Below are 20,205 nucleotides of genomic sequence, written 5' to 3'. Positions count from 1 at the left end.
CTTAATTCTCAAAATCACGTGCAAGAAGCTTTAAATCAAGCTCCTTTACAGCATTTTCAATTTCAGTCAGGCGAGAAAAATCAGGAATTCTGCTGATAATATCCATTGCAGAAGTCATATTTGTGCCAATTACAATGCTTGCCCCCACTATTTGAGCAAGTTCATCCGGACACTCACCTCTATCAAGTTCAGAATGGTTAGAAACAATAAGATTAAAGATCCTAACCGCTATACCAGCAATATTTGCCCCTTTGAGTTTTAATGGAATCTCAAGTAGCTCAACCTTGTTTTTCTGAACTCTTACAACAAAACCGCACTTCTGCACTGAGAAATAACAGTCCTTTAGCTGTCTGCATAATTCATCATCAATATGATTCAGAGTATAAGGCAGTGTCATTTTAAAGCGCTCAACTCTGTTGGCCATAATATCCTTGCTGTACTCATCCGCAAGAAGATTGGACCTTACTGCATTGATATTCAGAAGATAAAAACTGTGATTTGCCCTTATCAGAGCTGTTTTCTCGGTTATAAGCTCAATCAGCTCTATGCCGTTATCGCGCTCTGAAGTTCTGAATGGAGCACTCTCAAGGTTTGTTCTGGCATTCAGACTGATGTTGGATGCAGCAACAGACGCTTTGTATATATTTATGTTTCTCTGGATGTCATCAGCATTGGTTGCAAAACTGGTATGAAGTCCACGATGCATACCTAAAGAGGATTCAGAAGAGTTTCCTCCTGAGAATGACTGAGAGCCTAAATTAGATGTATTCCTGTCAGATGCCCTGATGATTACAGGCTTGCCTCTGTCTGCAAGCTTACTGATATCAATAAACGCCCCCACGCCTGAAGGGAAAGCTGGAAGTGATTTATCTGTAATATCGTATGAGGTTACATGAGAGGAAACTCTATGAATCTCCTCAGGAATTTCGTTCTGTTCTGCGCTGCTATCAGGACCTAAAGGATCACTGTTCACCATCTGCTGATATGAACCTATGCCGTTTTTCCTTAGTGCATAAACAATACTGTCAACAATCAGATCATGTATCAGAGTTGTTTCATGGAACCTAACCTCATCCTTACGAGGATGTACATTTACATCCACCTTGGCAGGGTCAATTTCCATGTACAGAACACAGCGGATTGGCAGAGTTTTTCCCAAAACCTCAAAAAAACCCTCTTTTAGAGCGTGAGTTACAACCTTATCCGCCAGAGGACGTCCATTTAAAAATATATAGATTTTTTCTGAAAGAGCTTCTTCCTCTCTTGGAGGAGGAAGGATCATGCCCTCAATTCGCAGATTAGGATCTTCACAGATGACTCTCATCCCCTGAACACCGAATTCGGCTCCAATCAGGGTAGTAGTACGCCTTAGATCAATCCCCTCCCCCTTTGCAGGAGAAACTCTGGTAACAGTTTTAGAATCTGATATAAATTCAAAACCAACATCAGGATGAGCAAGAGCAATTCTGGTAAAGATGTCCTTGATTCGAGCAAACTCTGTTCTGTCGGATTTTAAAAAACGTCTTCTTGCAGGTGTATTAAAAAACAGTTCACCAACATCTACCGTAGTTCCAGTTGGATGAGCGGCAGGTTTAACTGTAGGATTCTGTTCCGGACCTTCAACACTGACACTGTATGCATTCTCCTCGTCTGCGGTCTTCGAAGTCAGAACAAGCTTTGATACAGAAGCAATGGAGGCTAAGGCCTCGCCTCTGAAGCCCAGAGTAGTAATTGCAGCAAGATCTTCAACGCTGGAGATTTTAGAGGTTGCATGAGGGGCAAGAGCTAAAGGGAGATCTTCCTTAACAATTCCAGAACCATTGTCTCTAACACGAATTAGCACCTTGCCTGCATTTCGTATTTCACAAAGAACATGTGTACCACCGGCATCAACAGCATTCTCAAGAAGTTCTTTCACCACAGATGCAGGTCTTTCCACCACCTCACCGGCGGCAATCTGACTTGCTAGCTGTTTGGACAATAACCTGATTGAAGACATATCTGTATTCCGGACATGGTTAAGGCAGGTATAAAACCTGACCTACAGATAGAGTATCTTTTTTCAGTGAATTTAACTTCTTGATTTCACTGACGGTTGTGCCATAACGATTTGCGATGATTGAAAGAGATTCTCCTCTTTTTACAGTTACACTGCGCTTACCGCCAATCTGCTTTGTTCTGGCATATGATTCCTGTCTGGATTTGATTTTCTGGGCAGGATACTTTTCATAGTAGGATTTGATACCCAGATAAATATGATAGGCAATCTGTTTCTGATAGTTAGGCTGGTTAAGCTGAATCTCTTCGTAACGGTTTGATAGATAACCGGTTTCAATCAGCAGCGAAGGAATATCAGGAGACTTTAATACAGCTAAAGAGGCAGAGATAGGCTGACTCTTTCTTAAATGAGTGAATGAGCCTAAAGAACGCAGAATCTCCTTTGCCAGAAGATTTCCCTCTGAACGAGTATTTGTAGATGACATATCAAGAATTGCTGTTGCAAGATATGGGTTGCCAACACTCTGATCCATAACCTCACCGGCACCACCGATAAGCTGAGTCTGCTTGTGATTCTTCAGAATCTTGCCGTTCTCTCTTTCAGCTCTGTTTTCAGATAAAACCAGCACACTGGCACCACGGGCAGTAGAACTTCCTGAGGCAACAGAATCAGCGTGAATGGAAATCAGAAGATCCGCTTTACGCTTTCTTGCAATCTCAGAACGTCTGTCCAGATCAATAAATATGTCTGATGAACGAATAAGTGTTCCTCTGAAGGACTTATTGGAATTGATATAGCTTGCCAGTGCCTTGGCAATAGCCAGAGTTACATTCTTCTCTCTTACGCCTCTCTTACCTATAGCACCAGGATCCTTTCCGCCATGACCGGCGTCAACAGCAATAATGAAAGGTCTTGCAACAGGTGTAGCATTAACAGGAACAGGAGGAGCTGAGGTATCAGCAACTTCTTCTTCAACCTCTTCTTTTATGGTTGTAGAAGTCTTTTTGCCTGCTGACGAATTCCTGCTTGATGCTACAGCAGCATCCTGCTCAAGCTGAGCTTTCTTGTAATTTTCTCTTAATTCTTTGAGCTTCTGATTATAGGTTCCTGCATTGGCAGGAGTCATGGTTCTAAAACCATCCTTACCTACTGTTGAATACTGAATAAAAAGATCTCTTTCCAAAGCAGCAAGAGGCTTTGAGGTATCAACACCATAGCTCTTTGCAGAAACCGCAGCTGTTTTTTTACTTTCGGATGACTTAACAGATGAAGCTGCAGCAGTGCCTGCTGAGCTTTTGACTGCAGACTCAGAAGCATGAGGAAAATCAATTACCAGTCTGTAGTTTTTTGAATCCTTTGATGGAGCTAAAAGAAAAGTCTTTGGAGTATCACAGCTTTTCAGAGAGAAAATATAGCGAACATCTTTGCCGTCAGTTTTTTTAGCCACGGAACTCAGACAGCTCTGAGCCTTAAACTTTCCTCCCTGTGGCGCTTTAGACAGATTATCAATATTTCTGATGCGAACTGCCATTACAGACTTGTCTTTAGAAAGGGCAGTTGAATAGTCTGGCTTTGTTTCTGTATCCAAAACCACACGGGTCTTCTGGGAATTATGATAGCTTCTTAGCTTATAAACATCCTGAGAACAGGCTAATCCTGGAATCAGAATACATAGAAGACACAGAAACTGAAATAATTTTTTTAATCTGGCGTTCACAATCATTACTTTAATTAAAACAGGAAGCAATACCGTCCAATTCATCCTGCGATAGTACAGATGATTCTATCACAACATTTCTGCTGTTCTGTGAATAACTTAATGCAATACGAACATCAGCCTCAGGTAGTAATCCATGAGCCTTATCGGGCCATTCAACAAGACTTACGGAGGTTTTCTCAAAATAATCTCGTATGCCCATGTATTCGAGTTCTTCAGGATCTAAAAGTCTATAAAGATCAAAATGATAAATACTGTAATCAGAAAAATCGTAAGGCTCTACAAGAGTATATGTAGGGGACCTTACAATATCCTCATAACCGCAGCCTTCAATGAAGCCGCGGGAGAAAGTGGTTTTACCTGCGCCAAGATCACCCTCTAGAAAAATGAGAATGCTTTTTGAATTCTTTACAGCATAAGGTACACAAAGCTTTGACATAAGTGCGCCAAAACGCACGGTCTGTTCTTCACCTTCAATCTTAAATTCAGTCTTTGACATTAATAAGTTCTCTTATATTCTGACATAAATCCATTGGTAGAGTGCCGATCATACCCTTTTTTATGCCTTCAAGGAATCCTGCTCTTCCATGTAGTGCTGCACCCACGATAGCGGCATTTTCAGGAGAAAGTCCCTGTCCTAACAGAGATACAATTATACCAGTCAGAAGATCACCTGAACCACCAGTTGCAAGAGAAGGAGCTCCCTCGTGAATTATAGTAAGTTTCTTACCGTCACAGACTATGGTGCCAGGTCCCTTTAAAAGAACCACGCCACCGTATTTCTGCTGTAGTTTGTAACAGGCGGAAAGTCTGTCGGCATTAACCTCATCCGGGCTTATATTCAGCATTCTTGCAGCCTCACCAGGATGTGGGGTTAAAACACGATTCTCCCGGTAATAGTCCTGCTCAAAGGTAGCAAGTACATTCAGAGCATCCGCATCAAAAACCAGATTCTGATCCTCAACATCTGACAGGAATGAAATCAGCTTGGCAGTTCTCTCATTGACTCCAAGTCCAGGGCCAACTGCAATTGCATCTGCCCAGCTTATAGCTTCTATAACCGACTTGTCGTCATTGAAATCTATACTCATAAGCTCGGGTCTTACTGACAGCATGGCAGTTACATTTGAAGGATCCATGGCAATCTTAACAAGACCGGCACCACTTCTTAGAGCTCCGTTTCCGCAGATAATTGCGGCACCTCCCATGCCCCTGGCACCTGAGATAATCAGAACCTTGCCGTTATCTCCCTTATTATAGGAAGGTAATCTGATAGGAAGTGCATCCTGAAGGTCGTCAAATCCAACCTGAAAAATTGGCAGAGGTGATTTATATGATGATTCTGTCAGGATTTCATGATAACCGTTTGTATCAACATCTAAAGAGGCAAATTCAATATCGCCGACAAAATCCACTGCATCCGAGGTCAGAAGGCCTGGCTTTAAGGCCAGCATACAGACAGTGGCATTCGCACAGACGCACATACCAGGAACTCCGCCTGTATCAGCACATATGCCTGAAGGCACGTCAACAGCAACGGTGAAGGTATTGAGCTTGTTGATATATGAAATCCATTTTGCGGTTATTCCGGTTGGAGCTGATTCGATACCGGTTCCAAGCAGAGCGTCAATAATCAGATCCGGTTTTGAAACATGAATAATCTCTGCGCCTGCCTCCTGAACAAGACCATTGTTTGGAAGCTCATACTCGACACTTCCGCCCTGCTTTATAAAAAGCTCGTAGGCATAGCTGGCCTCAGAACCTTCATGAGGAATACCTGTTGCAAAAACACGATGTTTTATCCCGTTCTCTAAAAGCAGAGACGCAACAATATAGCCATCACCACCATTATTACCTTTTCCGCAGAATACCCAGACCTCTTTAGCATCTCCGCATTCACGTATAATGTAGTCAAATACAGATTTTCCGGCCCTCTGCATCAGATCAAAGCAGTGACCATTATGAGATTTGGCATGATCTGCCTCTATCTGCTTAACTTCATCGCTGGTAAAAACTTCATAAGGTAATTTGGACATCTTAAAACCTCTTAGATATTAAGATCAGGGTTGTTCAGATCAACACCACAGGATGCAAGAATCACTACATCCTCAGCAAGATCTTCAGGATCAGCGGTGCTACAGGTAATTCTTTCGCGCTCTACGCATACACAGCCAAATTCATCTTTACTCTCGTCAGAAAACAGCTGCAAAAAATCATTAGAAGCAATAACCAGAACTTCTGTATCATCTCTATTTAGAATAAGTCTTTTTATATCTTCAGGCAGAACCGGTTCACTCTTTTTTTCTGAACAGTCATCAAAAATATCCGGTAAACTTGACAGAAATCTTCTTTTGATAAGAAACGGACCGCTTCTTAAAATGTCCTCATAAACGCCATAGTCAAACTCTTCTAGCTTTCTTATTTCAACTGTCCAGTTCTGTTCACTTAAAAGATAGCCTAAGTCCGAGTAACTTATACAAAAAACCTTATTCATCAGAAACACTCATTTTGCAGGATTTTTCAGGATTTATCTCCCTCATTTCAAAAGTTTAACATAGAAATAGACAATCTGAAGTGCACATAAGAAGAATTGAACACAACAAAAGACAAATAGCTCAAAATTACCAACATTTTGCTCATTAACACTTAGACAAACCTTAAAACAAGAAAATTTTCTGATTTTTTTTGACTGAACCTCTACCTTTTAAACAATTCCAGTGGAACTTCAACTGTATTATTGTCTATACTCAAATAAATAGATAACTATGTCATTTCAAGGGGTTTTCCATGGAAATTTTGGGTGTTGATATTGGTGGTAGCGGAATAAAAGGTGCAATTGTCGATACAGAGACAGGCGAACTAAAAACTGAAAGAATTAGAATTCCTACTCCTCAGCCTGCAACTCCAGAAGCTGTAGCAGAGACTCTTAAGGAACTGGTTAAACAGATTGGCTACAATGGCCCAATCGGCTGCGGTTTTCCTGCACGTGTCATTAACGGAGAGGTTCTGACAGCAGCAAATATCGATAAATCATGGATTAACGTAAAGGTTGAAGAACTGTTCTCAAAGACTGTCGGTCTTGATGTGTTCGTAGCAAATGATGCTGACGTTGCAGGTCTGGCTGAATTAAGCTTTGGTGCAGTAAAAGGTTATAAAGGTTCAGTTTTATTCCTGACTTTGGGTACAGGTATCGGTTCCGCTCTTTTCTATAACGGACAGATGTTCCCAAATACAGAGTTTGGACATATCAAGTTCAAGGGAGATATTGCAGAGCATTACTGTGCCGACTCTGTAAGAGAAAAGGAAGATTTGAAATTCAAAGAATGGGGAGAGCGATTAAATAAGTTCTTAGAATACATAGCATTTTTAACTTCACCTGATTTTATCGTGCTGGGCGGCGGTGTATCAAAGAAATTCGAAAAATATAAAGACCAGCTGACACTGAAAACCAAGGTAGTTCCTGCAACAACTCTGAATCTGGCAGGAATTATCGGTGCAGCAATGTACGCCAACACCAGAATACAGAAGAAATAAAAAAACAATCAAACAAAACTTAGAGCCTGAAATAAAATTCAGGCTTTTTTTTGCTTAATTACTTTTTATCATACCCTTTCAATAGAAGAGATTTTGATTTCAAGACGCTCAGAGCCCATATAGTGATTTACGCCGATTGTATATACAGCCCTTACTCTCATATTAGCCTGAATTTCGCGCTCTGAAGGAGTTGCTCTGAGCTTAATGCCTCGCATATAGGAACCATCATCATTGCGAAGGTTAAAACGCAGATGTCGGCTACCTACTACAAATACATCCTCAACTGTATACTCACCATCAAAGCAAGGCTCTTCAAAGCCGTTACCCCATGGACCGTAGGCTTCAAGATCACGGGCAAAGCCGATAGTCAGATAATTAGATGGGAGCTCACCATCAGAAATAATCTCTTCATCGTTAGGATTACCAAGATTCTCTTTTGCAACCTGATTAAAGAGCTCTTTGAATTTCTCAAAATTATCCTTGTGAATAGATGCTCCGGCTGCCATGGCATGACCACCGAATCTAATCAGAAGACCTGGACACTTCTCTGAGAGAAGCTGAAGATTCTTTACGATACTAAAGCCGGGAACTGAACGGGCTGAACCAGCAAGCTCGTCTCCTGAACCAGAGAAAACAAAACATGGAACAGAAAACTTCTCTTTTATTCGGCTTGCAATAAGGCCGCCTAAACCAACCAGCCAGTTTGGACGGTAAAGAACAATTGCACAGTTGCCTTCCTGCTTTAAGGCATCCTCAGTAGCTTCCTTTAAGAAGACGCGCTCATAATCGCCTCGGCGCTTATTGCACATCTCAAGATCCCTGGCAATAATGCTGGCCTCAGATTCATCATCGGTAAGCATTAAAGATACTGCAGGATTGTTTTCAAGCTTAATTCGTCCCGGTGCATTAAGTCTTGGACATAAATCAAAGGCAATACTTACTGAATTGATGGCAGCAAGATCAACTCTGCAGGAGGCTGCCAGAGCCTTGACGCCAATAACTGATTTTCCGGCCCTGATCTTTTCAAAACCGTATTTAACCAGCTTACGATTATTTGCATCAAGCTGCATTACATCGCCGATGGTGCCTAAAGCCACAAGATCAAGGAATCTGGCAATCAGAGGCACATGAGTCTTATCGTAAAAGCCCCTGTCTCTTAAAACAGCTCTGGTTGCAACCAGAACATAGAAAAGCACACCGGCTCCGCAAAGATTTTTTGAAGGGAATTTATCACAAGGAAGCTTAGGATCAACAATAGCATCGGCTTCAGGAAGAACCTCAGGAGTTTCATGATGATCTGTAATTACAACCTTAAGACCTTTGCTTTTGGCGTAATTAATCGATTCTTTACAGCTGACACCGTTATCCACGGTCAGGATCAGCTTAACTCCATGAGCTAAGGCTTCATCTACAGTTTCGTTACTGACACCGTAGCCGCCTTCATATCTTGATGGAACAAAATATCTTACCTCAGAGGCGCCTAAATCCTTAAGACCTCTGACACCCAGGGCTGTACCTGTAATACCGTCAACATCGTAATCGCCAGAAACCAGAATCTTGTCACCGTTCTCAATGGCATCAGCAAGAATATTACTTGCCTTGTCGATATCATGCAGGTCTCTGTAATGATAGATATCCGAAAGCTGGCATGTAACCTCACTTTCCGATGATACGCCTCTTCTTGCAAGTATCTGACGAATAATCGGATCAGATACAAAAGTCTGCAAGTGACTATCATCAACGATATCACGTCGTACTATTTTCACGATAAATCCCTTAGGTTCCGTATTATTTAAATTCGATATATTTTGTCCGTGACACCATTATATGAGTTTAGAAGAGGTTTTTCATACAAACTGATTAATAAAATTCATTTTCTGTTAATTATCTTTGTAAATCAGAAAAAAAAACAGAAAGAAACAATGAAATTAATTCAGAAAAATTAAGTTGCTATCTTTAAACTAGAGCTTTCATTACCAGAATTGAAATAATTGCATTAATAATGCTGATGGCAAACATCAGTCGGTAATGACGGAATTCAAGTCCGATAACTCCAAGAATGCGGCCCATATACTGCAGCTGAGCCCCCATCAGGAAGATAGCAGGTGTAATGATTGCAAGCTGAGTCTGTGTAATCTCTCCTGTGGCACACATTGTCGCCCCCATAGCCACACCGCCAAGACCGGAAAACCAGGCAGAGACCAGAACAACCATAGTCTGACCATTCAGACCGAAAATCTGCATCAGAGGAGAACCAACTCTGCCTAAAAAATCCATAGCACCTATTTTCATAAGAACAGCAGTCAGAACAAAAGCCATTATTACATTTGGCATCATGATGTTAAGACTGATATTTATGGCTCTTTTCGCTCCACTGATAAAAGCATCGGCAATATTTGATATATTCTCTTTACTCTGTTTTATATTTCTGTTTTCCAAAACCTCATTCGGGCCTTTCACCTTAGTATCGATCTCTTCATTTTTGAAAGAAAGATAAGCTCTAATCAGGTTGGCACCGACAATCTTGATTACCAGAATAATTCCCAATGGCATAAGAATAGGAATGTTAAGATGTGCTGATATAATCGGCATTGCAGTCAGATAAACACCTATCGAGCCACCGGATGAGAATTCAAATGCAGAGAAGATGCAGCGCTGTTTTCTGTTAATAATTCTCTGATCATAGAGATCCTTAGTCATTACAGCACCACTGTCTGAACTCTGAAGTGAACTTATAATCGCAAAGGCAGAACAGCCCGGCAGACCTAAAAGAGGCTTTAGAATAAATGAGAAAATACGTCCTGCAGCATTTAGGGCTCCAAGATACCCTGCAACAGAAAGCACGCCTAAAGAGAGAATAATCCCAGGGATAATTGATAGCGCAAACAGAAAAGCGCTTCTTACACTGATATCCCCATGACCTGTAAAATTATCAGAGCTTCCTGCTATGGTACCGAATTTACCCAGAATAGATGAGTAATCAAAAGCTGTAAGCCATTCCGGTCCCTTTGCACAGATACCCGAGAAAAACGCAATCACCATGAACAGTGATACATATTCCATTACGTTTTTAAATATCGCTCTGATATTAAACAAGAAATATCTCCTCTAACGAGTCTGAAGTCCCTGATAAAGATCCCTTGCCAAAGCCTTAAGCTTTGCTCTTGCAGGCTTTCCAGATTCGGTTCTTGGCAGATTATCAGTTCTTAGGATGATCTTTGGATCCCAGTACTTTGGAACCTTTTTCTTTAAAAGAACAGTAAGATCCTCATCTTTAATTTCAGATGGAATTCCATGCTCTCCACTAAGCAGAAGGCATACAGTCTCACCATACCTGTCTGATGAAACCGAGGTGATATTAAAATCACAGCTGACTGATTCCCTAATCATTTCCTCAAGCTTTTCAATCTGAATCTTAATACCGCCGCTGTTAATTATGTTATCTGCACGTCCTATAACAGAGAAGGAATTATCAGGATTAAATTCCACAATGTCGTTGGTCTTTAGGGATTCAACTCCAATATAAGGAGCATCAATCATCAGAGTATCATCCTCGGCCTTATGAAGTCTTACCCCTTCAAAAGGTACATATCCGCATGCAGAAACACCATTTTTTTCTTCAGCGTTTACACGCTTTAGTGCAATGTGAGAAATCGTTTCCGTCATACCGTAGGTTGACCATATACGGTTTTTAGATTGCATCAGTTCTGCTTTTAAGGAACTGTTTACAGCTCCGCCACCAATAATCAGCTCTCTGATATCAAACAGGATTTTTCTTTCTGCTTCTGATTCAAGTGAAGAAAACACCTGAGCAGGAGTCATTGCGGCAAAATATGGAGCCTTTTTCAGTCCTAAAAGAGGATGAGATGACGGATTTACCGCCACAAGCTTAAGCTTTCTGGCCATTGCTCTTACTACAACCATCTTTGCCCCGATAAACTTCAGAGGCATACACAGAAGAGTTGAAGCCCCCTCAGGAATATTAAGGTATGAGCAGGTCATATTAGCACTGTTCAGCATATACTCTTTTTTAAGTTTCAGCTCTTTAGGTTCACCTGTAGAGCCGGAGCTGAACACACTGATTGTCTCAGAATCAGAGATAAAATCCTCATACAGAGCATTTATCTCTGATTTGAAATTCTTACAGAGAATCTCTTCAGAGTCGTTTATCAGATATCCTTCAGCAAAGCTTAATGAAAAGTTTTCTTTATAGTTATTCTCTTTCATTATGGCAGATTGTTCAGTTTGCTGAAATTTGGTTTTCTCTTCTCTAAGAAGGCTTTTCCTCCTTCCTGAGCCTCATCGGTCATGTAGTAAAGCATGGTTGCGTCACCTGCAAGCTCCTGAATACCAGCCTGACCATCAAGTTCAGCGTTTAGACCGGCCTTGATCATACGCAGAGCAAGAGGACTTAACTCCATCATTCTCTGAGCCCATTCAACAGTAGTATTCTCAAGCTCTTCAACAGGAACCACAGTATTTACAAGTCCCATTTCCAAAGCTTCCTTAGCACTGTACTGACGGCACAGGAACCAGATTTCACGAGCTTTCTTCTGACCTACAACACGAGCCAGATATGAGGAACCAAAGCCAGCATCGAAGCTACCAACCTTAGGACCGGTCTGACCGAAAATAGCAGACTCTGAGGCAATTGACAGATCACATACAACATGAAGAACATGACCGCCACCTATGGCAAAACCGTTTACCATTGCAATTACAGGCTTTGGAAGTGATCTGATCTGCTTTTGCACATCAAGAACATTCAGTCTTGGAACGCCCTTTCCATCAACATATCCGCCACGGCCCTTATAGTTCATGTCACCGCCGGCACAGAAAGCCTTATCGCCGGCACCGGTCAGCACAACAACACGAACATCTGCACACTCGCGGCAGTAGTATAGAGCATCACTCATCTCTGCTACAGTCAGAGGAGTAAATGCATTTCTGTAACGAGGACGATTGATGGTGATACGAGCAATACCCTCGTAAAAATCAAAAAGAATCTCTTCGTAGTCTTTAATCTTTGTCCACTGACGCATTAGTGATAGCCTCTCTTAATTTGTGTGTATCTTTGATAATCAAATTGGTCATTCTGATAGTAGATAAAAGCTGCTCTTTTTCATTGAAGACATCTACATTCCAGATATGAATGGTTTTTCCTATTTTTACTGGAGTTGCTACTGCATGAACCTCTGAATTGAAAAAACCAGGAGCAACATGGTTTGCAGAGACACATGAGCCCACCGGAATCATATCTGAATCGCACAGTTCAAATGAGGCAAATCCAGCCAGATTCTCTGCCAGAGCAATGCTTGCACCGCCATTCAAAAGCCCGAAGATCTGACAGGTTCTGTGATCAACCGGCATGGTTGCCTTATAAACACCATTCTCATCCTTGAACATTTTTATACCTAGGGCTTCAACCATGGTACTTTTCAGATGAGGAGACATTTTTTCCCCGCTCATAGACAAGAAACTCCGCAAAAAATAAAAAACATATTTATCTTTTTTAAGATAACTCTTTTCTCAGTACTGAGAAGAATTCCAATGCCCCGTCGATATCAAGTTCGCTATGGGCAAAGGACATTCTCTTTAAATCCATTGAAATATAGCTGTCATGCTTTTCACGATCCAGATTATTAACCTTTTTAATCAGATCGGTACCACTTATATTCTCATAATTCAGAATATTATAAACAGCAACCTTAAGACTGTCTTTAGGAGTATAGGCAAGCTCAATATGTGATTTATATGCAGATGCATCAATTGATTCCTTTTTAAGCATCAGCACAATTGTCCTGATTACCTTGTCGCCCTGCCAAGGGAATAGTGCGATTCCGGTAGGACCGTCATAAATATGAGATTTGGCAAGCTGCATACGTTCAAACTGTTCAATTCCCTGCTGAACATGTTTTGCTGCAACCTTATTCAGATATACAGGGATTTTCTTGTTTCTGTATATCTCAAACATTCTCTTTCTGACCTCATTATGAATATGACCGGCACTGCCGTTCATCTGCAGAGGCTGCGCATCATGAGGATAGGCTTTTACACCGATAAGATGTCTCTCCTGAGAAAAGAAATTAACCTTCCAGCCGCGTCCTGCAAAGAGGAAGGTATCACCGATAATCAGATCCTGAGATAAAGGAATGGTTCCTATCTGATGACCTTCATGTTCAATTGTGAACTCTTTAGGAGTATCAAATGCGGCGTAGAAATTCCAGTTTGAGACGATTTTCTCGCCTTCAAGGCCTAATGCCAGAGAACCATCGTTTAGCTGAACAATCAGATCCTTTTCACCAAGACATTTTAAAAACTGCATATAAATCTTTGGTGTACATAAAGAGAAAGGTCCGCTCTTGCACAATAGCTCATGCAGAGCCTTGGCACTGACACTTCCATAGGAAGCTATTACAGACAGAGTCTGCTGCAGCAGTGTTGAAAAGGCATACTCATGCTCTAAAGGAGGTTCATACCATCTCTCTAGAAGCAGCTCTATCATGGCAACAGTCATTACTGTATCTTCGTAAAGCTCTGTTTTTCTGGTATCAGTCAGAGCCTCAGGAATAAATACTCTCAAAACCGCATTGTGCTCACGGCGACCGGCTCTTCCAAGACGCTGACGCAGTGAGGCCACTGTAATAGGATGCTCAACCTGAGCGATTGATGAAACATCAGAAATATCAATACCTAACTCTAGAGTTGCAGTACAGATAGCAGTTGTTGGCCATCGACCTTCCTGCAGACGATACTCAAGACTTTCTCTGAGCTCCTTTGAAAGAGAACCATGATGAGGAAAAAACTCGTTAGGAACAAATTTGCTCTTACTCTTCTGTTCAAGCTTTCCTGCCAGAGTTTCAGTACAGAATCTTGAATTACAGAACACCAGATTAGTAGAGCCGCGCAGAAGTCTGAAAATATCGTCTGAAATGGAATCAAACTCTTTAGGCAGAACTTTTCCTTCAAGCTCAGGATTATCAAGGGCAATATGATCATAGCCCTTAATCTGAACAGAAAGCTTATCCTCACAGCTCTTGGCGGCAGTAATAACTTCACAGGGAATAGAGGAATTTGGACGTAAATATGACATAACGCCATGGGCATCCGAAAATGTTGCCGACAGAGCAACTCTGGTTACGCGTTTACCAATAAGGTTCTCTATTCGATGCAGCTGTGACTGCAACTGATAGCCTCGCTGGGAGCCCATAAAGGCATGGAACTCATCGATAATCACGTAATAAAGATTCTTCATCGATGATTCTATCCAGCTTTTATGGTTGATTAGAAGAGATTCCAGGGACTCAGGAGTTGTCAGAATAATACCTTCAGGCTCATCTAATATTCTGTTTTTCTTGGAAATTGATACATCTCCATGCCATGGAGTCACATTTATTTTCAGAAATTCTGTCATCTCATCAAGACGACGATACTGGTCGTTAATCAGAGCCTTAAGAGGGCTGATGTAAAGAATTCTGATTCCATGCAGATCTTTGGAATTCTGAATTGAGGTCAATGCTGGCAGAAAGGCTGCTTCAGTTTTTCCGCTGGCAGTAGATGCGGAAATAATTACATCATTCTTCCTTTCAAGAATTGGCTTGATTGATTTTTCCTGAATTGGAAGAAGTGACTGCCAGCCCTTTTTAAACATCCATCTTTTAAGATCAATATCAAGCAGATTTATAGAATCTTTTTCCATAGAAAATACCTTTAAATGGATGTCTAATGGTAGGAACTCTCCTCAAAGGAGAGCAGCCTAAATGAATAACGGGGTACAGAGACCAGAGCTTCAGGAGTAACTCCTTGAAACTAAAGAGTAAATGATGTCAGATCATCATCATCTTCAGATTCTTCCATATCATTCTTTTCTGAAAAATCTTTTGCAGGCTCTGTTTCAATGGATACGAGCGATGTATCTGACTCAGACTCAATAGAAATATTACCAATCAGAGTTTTCCAGTTAAGTTCAGGATTCTGCTCTAAGATTGACAGCAGATCTACAAAGGCCTTAATTGTATTACGAGGTGTTCTGAAATAAGCGTCACCGATATTCTGAGAACAGTGCTCTAAGAAGGCTGTTAGAGCTTCATCAGGAAGAATGTAGTTTTCCTTCTTTCCGTTTGCAAAAACATTTCTAATGTTGCAAAGCAGGACATAAATCTCCTCAGGAGAAAGGTTCTGCAGAATCAGAATTGGGCTGTTATAGTCAACAACATTGGCAATCTGAGCAAAAGTGTTCTCCGCAAGACGAGAATGAAGAGCCTCATAAGAATACAGACCTTTGCGCTGATCCATCAGGAACTCAGGAGTACCGCCAAACAGGAAGCCTATAGACTGAGCAGAGCCCTGGAAACAGTCATTAAGAATTCTTAAAACCTGCTCGTAATTTGAATTTCTGGCTCTCTGAGATGGAAGCTTATATAGATTAACAACCTCATCAAGATTTACCAGAAGGCCTTTATATCCTGCCTGGGTAACAAATCTGCCAAGAAGCTTGATATGATCATAAACATTATGATCCTCAACAATAGCTCTTACTCCTAGGTCTCGTTTCGCATCTGCCTTTGAAGTATATTCACCGCGAAGATAACGGATAGCATTATTCTTCAGATCATCGTTATTCTCGTTGTAAGCCTTCCAGTAGGTTGCAATCACCTGTGCAAAATCATAACCGTCAACAAGCTCAGATAAAGAGTTCAGTTTCTCTTTAATAACCAGCTCAACATCTCTCCCCTGTTCATCAGCAATACGACGCTGCTCGGTAATAAATTTTTCAACAAGAGGAACCATGGCGTTTCCTTCAGGATGAGCTCTGGTAGACAGATTTCTTGCAAGCTCCTTATAAAGGTTACGAGACTGACCGGTTGAAGCAAACAGTCTTCTGTCAGGGGATAAATCTGCATTTACAACAACAAGACCTTTCTCCAGAGCTATATATCTTACAAGCTGAAGAAAGAAAGACTTACCGGCACCGAAATCACCGATAACAATACGAAAAGCGCTGCCCTGATCTGCAATATTATCAAGATCTTTTATAAGAGCTTTAACCTCATTTACTCTACCGACCTGAATGTACTCAAGTCCGATTCTAGGTGTCACACCGGCACGAAGAGACTGAATAATTGCAGATCTTTCACGAGGTCTGATGTTTGCCATGATATAAAGCTCCTAAAATTTAAGTGAACTGATCATTATATACCATGATTTATGTTGCGGCGGAGTATATTTCAGAAATATTACTATCTGGAAAGCGAAGAAAAAAAATCTTTTAAGAAAAAATTTCTTAAAAGATTATGAAATTCCAAATTGGAATAAGTACACGTTAGAAAATATGAATCTTTTTTAGAACCTTAGACAGATAGTCTAAGATTCTGATAAATTCGATATAAAAAACTATTAAATATCAAATGAATGGTATTTTTCAGTATCAAAAAAATCAGTAGTTGAATGTCTTACAGCATCCTTTAACTCTTTAGATACAGCTCTGGAAAATGCTCTTTTCAGAATATCTCTTCCTGTTACCTTAGGATTAGAGGTTGATGTCATTGTATAAATGACAGTTCCGTTTGAATAAACTTCTGTAAATTCATTCACAAACTTGTTGGTAGACAGATCCTGATAGCTGAATCTGCAGATTTTTGACTGCTCTCCCTTCAGTAAGGTAGGAGGTACAATATTATTGATATTAGAATGCTTAGTTGATCTTGTTACAAGCTCTCTGCAGAAACTGTCATGAGAATAGTCAATGTCTGAATATTTCATTTCATACTCAACAGTTGCAGTAAATTTCATAGAATCATTTACAAGAATAACTGATTCCTTAGGAGTGTCAGGTTTGTCTTCTGTACGGGTTTTCAGAATTCCAATGAACCCAGGCTGAACCCAGAGATTCATGTCCTCACTTTCTATCATTTCATCTTCAAAGAAGACATTAACCTCATACAAATCAGGATTAACAGAAGAGTATTTCTGAGTAAGAATCTTTCTTTTCTCTTCCTTCTCAATTTGTCTGACTGCTCTTGCGACCTTTGCTCTTTCATACAGAGAAAGTCCGTCAGATGATTTATGAGAAGTTGTACTTTCTGATGTTTGTTCTTTTGTACATCCGGCAAAAATGCCCGTAGACATCATTGCAAGAAAAGCGATAAGTAGTTTAGATGATTTCATATATAGTGATATAACCTAGTATTATTTTTTTTGTGAAATATATTAAATAACTTTTTGCGACACATGTCAAATTATTAAATATCAAAAAGTTAATATAACGAAATTATCATATTTTTAATGTCAAATATTATTTGATTGGCTCAGGGTCTTTTATTTTCAAGTCATGGAGATAGATTATAAAGATGAAATTCACACAGAAAAAAATAAAGTAATGACGTTTCGCATAAAAACGTCATATTCTCTAACATTTCAGATGAATTATAAAATTATTATTCCGGTGTTCTAAACAACAGAATGCCTCTGCAGACAGGGCAATTGAATGGATTTGAGAAAGAAAAAAAGAATCGGAAAACTAATCTATATATTTCAACAAATAAAAAGGTAACAATAAGTGTTACCTTTGTTGATTATTTTATGCAATAAAATGATTCTCTTTATTGTTATGAATAAGTACGTTATTTATCCACCTCTTCATTCTTGTATAACATTGGAATGATGTCTCGACAGAAGAACTCGCTGGCTGTCATAGTAGCTTCAAAATTCAGATTATCCTTAAAGTCCAGAGACAGATTAGCCTTTCTGTGTGCTGCAACAACTTCAGGATCTGACAGCATAGCTTCGAATTTTTTCTCGTAGTATTCAATAATCTCATCAGGAGTGCCCTTAGGGGCAACTATACCTCTTGAAGAACCATACCATTTATCGTAATAGCCATATTCAGCCAGAGTAGGGACATCAGGAAAATCTCTGAGTCTTTTCTCTGAAAAAGAAGCCAGAATTCTTATTTCAGGATTTTTCTTTGCCAGTAATGGAGTAATATCAGGGACCTTAACACAGGAAAACTGAACCTCATCGTTTAAAAGTGCCAGAATCTGATCAGATGTACCACCGCAGTCTACGGCAACATAATTAAATCCTGCAGAATGAGAAAGAAGCTGAGCTGCAGTGTGATTAGATGCCATAAAACCATTAGTTGAAGCCACAAGATCTCCCCTAACCTTGGCATCATCCACCAGATCCTTAATATTCTGATATGGGCTGTCAGCTCTGACAATAACAATTGTTGACTCAGTCAGTTGATTGCAGATAGGCACAACATCCTGCATTTTTATAGGAGAATTGTGTTTTAGAGTAAGACTTGCAAAAGTTGGCAGATTTATAAAACCGATAGTATATCCATCTGGATTTGCGTTAATAAGCTCCTTCCAGCCCAAGATGCCATCGTCTCCATCAATGTTTTTGACGATCATTTTATGACCAAAAAAACGCTGAGCATAAGAACTAATCAGTCTAGCCCCTATATCGGTTCCGGTGCCATTTTTATATGCAACAACCAAAGTAATATCTTTTACAGGTTCCCAGGCATTAACTGTCGATATAAAACAGAATAAAAATGAGAAAACAAATGAAAGAAAGAGTTTTAATCTCATACTCTCACCATTTTTTTAAAAGAAATCCCAAACGTATATATGTAAGGATATAGGAGTAAATGCAAAATAGATTCAGTGTTGATCACGAATTGAGTGTTCCAGAACACATATTTCAGAGTTAATTACATACCCTCGTTGTTAAGATTCTCGTATTCATCACATCCTGGTTTGTAATGAAGATAACAGGCTTTAGAGTAATAAGCCTTACTGATAGTATAATCCTGCTCAATTCCCCAGCCATTGGCATACATAACACCAGCATTAAAACAGCCTTCTCCTGCACCGAGATCACAGCCTTTGGTGAAATACTCGTATGCCAGTTCATAGTTCTGTTCAACGCCCTCTCCCTGAGCGTAATTCAGACCGATATTAGCACAGGCTTCACCGCTATCCATATCACAGGCCTTGACATAATATGAGTTTGCCATCTTAAGATCTTTATCAAGACCAAGACCGTTATAGTAGGCATTACCGATTAAAGTACATCCGGTAGCCTGCTCATGGTCACATCCGATTCTTAATAGAGGAATTGCCTTATCAACAGATTTTTCGATACCAGAACCGAGAATATAACTGATACCGAGATTTACACAGCTTTCATAGAATTTAAGATCACAGGCTTTCCTGTATAAAGTTGCTGCCAGATCAAGATCGAGTTTAACACCGTTTCCAACAGTATAAAGATAGCCCAAATGGCCACAGGCGGAACCATTATTGCTATCACATGCTGAAGTAAAGATCTTTGCTGCTTTTGCAGGATCTGCCTCGATGAGATCTCCACGAGCAAATTCACAGCCCAAAGCATCACACGCATCCATATCACCAGAATTACACTGTTTCTCTAGTGACTCTATACGTGACTGCTGTGCTATTGCTGTAGTTGACACAACGCTGACGAAAATTGTCAATATCGTTATTGAAAAGACTTTTTTCATAAAATTTCCAGGTTCAAGTTTTGCTGAAAGCAAAATATCTAGCCTGAGCAATACCTTCATCTAAAAAAAAATTTAATTATGTATAATTTTATTTATCATACCTAGGATCTTAAGAAATTTATTCTAGGATCCTCATAAATTAAAGGATATGCAACTGTTACCAGTTGCGATCCGTTGCTGAATTAGTTCAGCATAAAAAGTTCTTTAAAAATTTGATATATAGATCAATGTGTTAATAAAATATACGGAGCTTTATTCTGATATTTTGCAATTGTTTTATCCGTAAAATTGGATTTTTGTGAAAAGGTTGAAATGTGGTTGATTTGAAAGGAATTAATTGATTTATGGTTTTCTGTTTAATATAATTAATGTGTTCAAAATCAAAGAATTAAACAAGAAAACCATGGAACAATTATCTCTATT

General features: G+C 40.0%; 16 protein-coding genes. 1 reads left to right on the top strand and 15 read right to left on the bottom strand.

Going from position 1 to position 20,205, the window contains the following annotated elements:
• Nucleotide 1: 1 nt before the first annotated feature.
• Genes mutL through B5D46_RS03515 form a run of 5 tightly spaced genes read right to left on the bottom strand, consistent with a single transcriptional unit; the run spans nt 2 to nt 6,210 of the window.
• Nucleotides 2-1,999, bottom strand: coding sequence for a DNA mismatch repair endonuclease MutL (mutL, locus tag B5D46_RS03535; protein WP_078928264.1), 1,998 nt, complete (start codon nt 1,997-1,999; stop codon nt 2-4).
• A gap of 19 nt (nt 2,000-2,018) precedes the next feature.
• A complete protein-coding gene (locus tag B5D46_RS12435) occupies nt 2,019-3,716 on the bottom strand; it encodes an N-acetylmuramoyl-L-alanine amidase (RefSeq protein ID WP_327192106.1) in 1,698 nt (565 codons plus the stop codon).
• Between the two features lie 10 nt (nt 3,717-3,726).
• The gene (gene tsaE, locus B5D46_RS03525) at nt 3,727-4,215 is read right to left on the bottom strand and encodes a tRNA (adenosine(37)-N6)-threonylcarbamoyltransferase complex ATPase subunit type 1 TsaE (RefSeq protein ID WP_078928262.1); all 489 of its coding nucleotides are present in this window, start codon (nt 4,213-4,215) and stop codon (nt 3,727-3,729) included.
• On the bottom strand, nt 4,202-5,752 hold the full coding sequence (locus tag B5D46_RS03520; protein WP_078928261.1) for an NAD(P)H-hydrate dehydratase: 1,551 nt from the start codon (nt 5,750-5,752) through the stop codon (nt 4,202-4,204). Before B5D46_RS03520 ends, tsaE begins: the two co-directional genes overlap by 14 nt.
• A gap of 11 nt (nt 5,753-5,763) precedes the next feature.
• On the bottom strand, nt 5,764-6,210 hold the full coding sequence (locus B5D46_RS03515) for a hypothetical protein (protein WP_078928260.1): 447 nt from the start codon (nt 6,208-6,210) through the stop codon (nt 5,764-5,766).
• A gap of 293 nt (nt 6,211-6,503) precedes the next feature.
• Here B5D46_RS03515 and ppgK point away from each other — a divergent pair, with 293 nt between their 5' ends.
• Complete coding sequence (ppgK, locus tag B5D46_RS03510) at nt 6,504-7,250, top strand: polyphosphate--glucose phosphotransferase (RefSeq protein ID WP_078928259.1); 747 nt, start codon at nt 6,504-6,506, stop codon at nt 7,248-7,250.
• Between the two features lie 68 nt (nt 7,251-7,318).
• Here the strand turns inward: ppgK and recJ are convergent, their stop codons facing one another.
• The 10 genes from recJ to B5D46_RS03460 form a co-directional block, all read right to left on the bottom strand.
• Nucleotides 7,319-9,016: a single-stranded-DNA-specific exonuclease RecJ gene (gene recJ, locus B5D46_RS03505; protein WP_159443013.1), complete on the bottom strand. Its 1,698-nt coding sequence runs from the start codon at nt 9,014-9,016 to the stop codon at nt 7,319-7,321.
• 190 nt (nt 9,017-9,206) lie between these two features.
• Nucleotides 9,207-10,346, bottom strand: a complete 1,140-nt coding sequence (locus B5D46_RS03500) for a hypothetical protein (protein ID WP_078928257.1) — start codon at nt 10,344-10,346, stop codon at nt 9,207-9,209.
• 12 nt (nt 10,347-10,358) lie between these two features.
• Nucleotides 10,359-11,477, bottom strand: coding sequence for an AMP-binding protein (locus tag B5D46_RS03495; protein WP_078928256.1), 1,119 nt, complete (start codon nt 11,475-11,477; stop codon nt 10,359-10,361).
• Complete coding sequence (gene menB / locus B5D46_RS03490; RefSeq protein WP_031491668.1) at nt 11,477-12,292, bottom strand: 1,4-dihydroxy-2-naphthoyl-CoA synthase; 816 nt, start codon at nt 12,290-12,292, stop codon at nt 11,477-11,479. Before menB ends, B5D46_RS03495 begins: the two co-directional genes overlap by 1 nt.
• A complete protein-coding gene (locus tag B5D46_RS03485; protein ID WP_200805008.1) occupies nt 12,270-12,719 on the bottom strand; it encodes a PaaI family thioesterase in 450 nt (149 codons plus the stop codon). The genes menB and B5D46_RS03485 overlap by 23 nt, the downstream gene beginning before the upstream one ends.
• A 43-nt stretch (nt 12,720-12,762) precedes the next feature.
• Nucleotides 12,763-14,949 (bottom strand): DEAD/DEAH box helicase, encoded by a 2,187-nt coding sequence (locus B5D46_RS03480; RefSeq protein WP_078928255.1) that lies wholly within the window; start codon nt 14,947-14,949, stop codon nt 12,763-12,765.
• 110 nt (nt 14,950-15,059) lie between these two features.
• Nucleotides 15,060-16,406 carry an ATP-binding protein gene (locus tag B5D46_RS03475; RefSeq protein ID WP_078928254.1) on the bottom strand — a complete coding sequence of 449 codons (1,347 nt, stop codon included), beginning with the start codon at nt 16,404-16,406 and terminating at the stop codon, nt 15,060-15,062.
• Between the two features lie 240 nt (nt 16,407-16,646).
• A complete protein-coding gene (locus B5D46_RS03470; protein ID WP_078928253.1) occupies nt 16,647-17,417 on the bottom strand; it encodes a hypothetical protein in 771 nt (256 codons plus the stop codon).
• 455 nt (nt 17,418-17,872) lie between these two features.
• Nucleotides 17,873-18,847 carry a tripartite tricarboxylate transporter substrate binding protein gene (locus B5D46_RS03465; RefSeq protein WP_078928250.1) on the bottom strand — a complete coding sequence of 325 codons (975 nt, stop codon included), beginning with the start codon at nt 18,845-18,847 and terminating at the stop codon, nt 17,873-17,875.
• A gap of 122 nt (nt 18,848-18,969) precedes the next feature.
• Nucleotides 18,970-19,782, bottom strand: a complete 813-nt coding sequence (locus tag B5D46_RS03460) for a tetratricopeptide repeat protein (RefSeq protein WP_159443012.1) — start codon at nt 19,780-19,782, stop codon at nt 18,970-18,972.
• Nucleotides 19,783-20,205 lie beyond the last annotated feature (423 nt).

The organism is Succinivibrio dextrinosolvens DSM 3072, from assembly GCF_900167015.1.
In the GTDB taxonomy this organism is placed as follows: Bacteria; Pseudomonadota; Gammaproteobacteria; order Enterobacterales; family Succinivibrionaceae; genus Succinivibrio; species Succinivibrio dextrinosolvens.
The sequence above is the reverse complement of the archived record's forward strand: the minus strand, read 5'-3'. Positions and strand labels throughout refer to the sequence as shown.

Excerpts from the sequence above, each read along its gene's own strand:
- mutL (WP_078928264.1), bottom strand. The coding sequence starts at position 1,999 with ATGTCTTCAATCAGGTTATTGTCCAAACAGCTAGCAAGTCAGATTGCC.
- tsaE (WP_078928262.1), bottom strand. The coding sequence starts at position 4,215 with ATGTCAAAGACTGAATTTAAGATTGAAGGTGAAGAACAGACCGTGCGT.
- B5D46_RS03520 (WP_078928261.1), bottom strand. The coding sequence starts at position 5,752 with ATGTCCAAATTACCTTATGAAGTTTTTACCAGCGATGAAGTTAAGCAG.
- B5D46_RS03515 (WP_078928260.1), bottom strand. The coding sequence starts at position 6,210 with ATGAATAAGGTTTTTTGTATAAGTTACTCGGACTTAGGCTATCTTTTA.
- ppgK (WP_078928259.1), top strand. The coding sequence starts at position 6,504 with ATGGAAATTTTGGGTGTTGATATTGGTGGTAGCGGAATAAAAGGTGCA.
- B5D46_RS03495 (WP_078928256.1), bottom strand. The coding sequence starts at position 11,477 with ATGAAAGAGAATAACTATAAAGAAAACTTTTCATTAAGCTTTGCTGAA.
- menB (WP_031491668.1), bottom strand. The coding sequence starts at position 12,292 with ATGCGTCAGTGGACAAAGATTAAAGACTACGAAGAGATTCTTTTTGAT.
- B5D46_RS03485 (WP_200805008.1), bottom strand. The coding sequence starts at position 12,719 with ATGAGCGGGGAAAAAATGTCTCCTCATCTGAAAAGTACCATGGTTGAA.
- B5D46_RS03480 (WP_078928255.1), bottom strand. The coding sequence starts at position 14,949 with ATGGAAAAAGATTCTATAAATCTGCTTGATATTGATCTTAAAAGATGG.
- B5D46_RS03475 (WP_078928254.1), bottom strand. The coding sequence starts at position 16,406 with ATGGCAAACATCAGACCTCGTGAAAGATCTGCAATTATTCAGTCTCTT.
- B5D46_RS03470 (WP_078928253.1), bottom strand. The coding sequence starts at position 17,417 with ATGAAATCATCTAAACTACTTATCGCTTTTCTTGCAATGATGTCTACG.
- B5D46_RS03465 (WP_078928250.1), bottom strand. The coding sequence starts at position 18,847 with ATGAGATTAAAACTCTTTCTTTCATTTGTTTTCTCATTTTTATTCTGT.
- B5D46_RS03460 (WP_159443012.1), bottom strand. The coding sequence starts at position 19,782 with ATGAAAAAAGTCTTTTCAATAACGATATTGACAATTTTCGTCAGCGTT.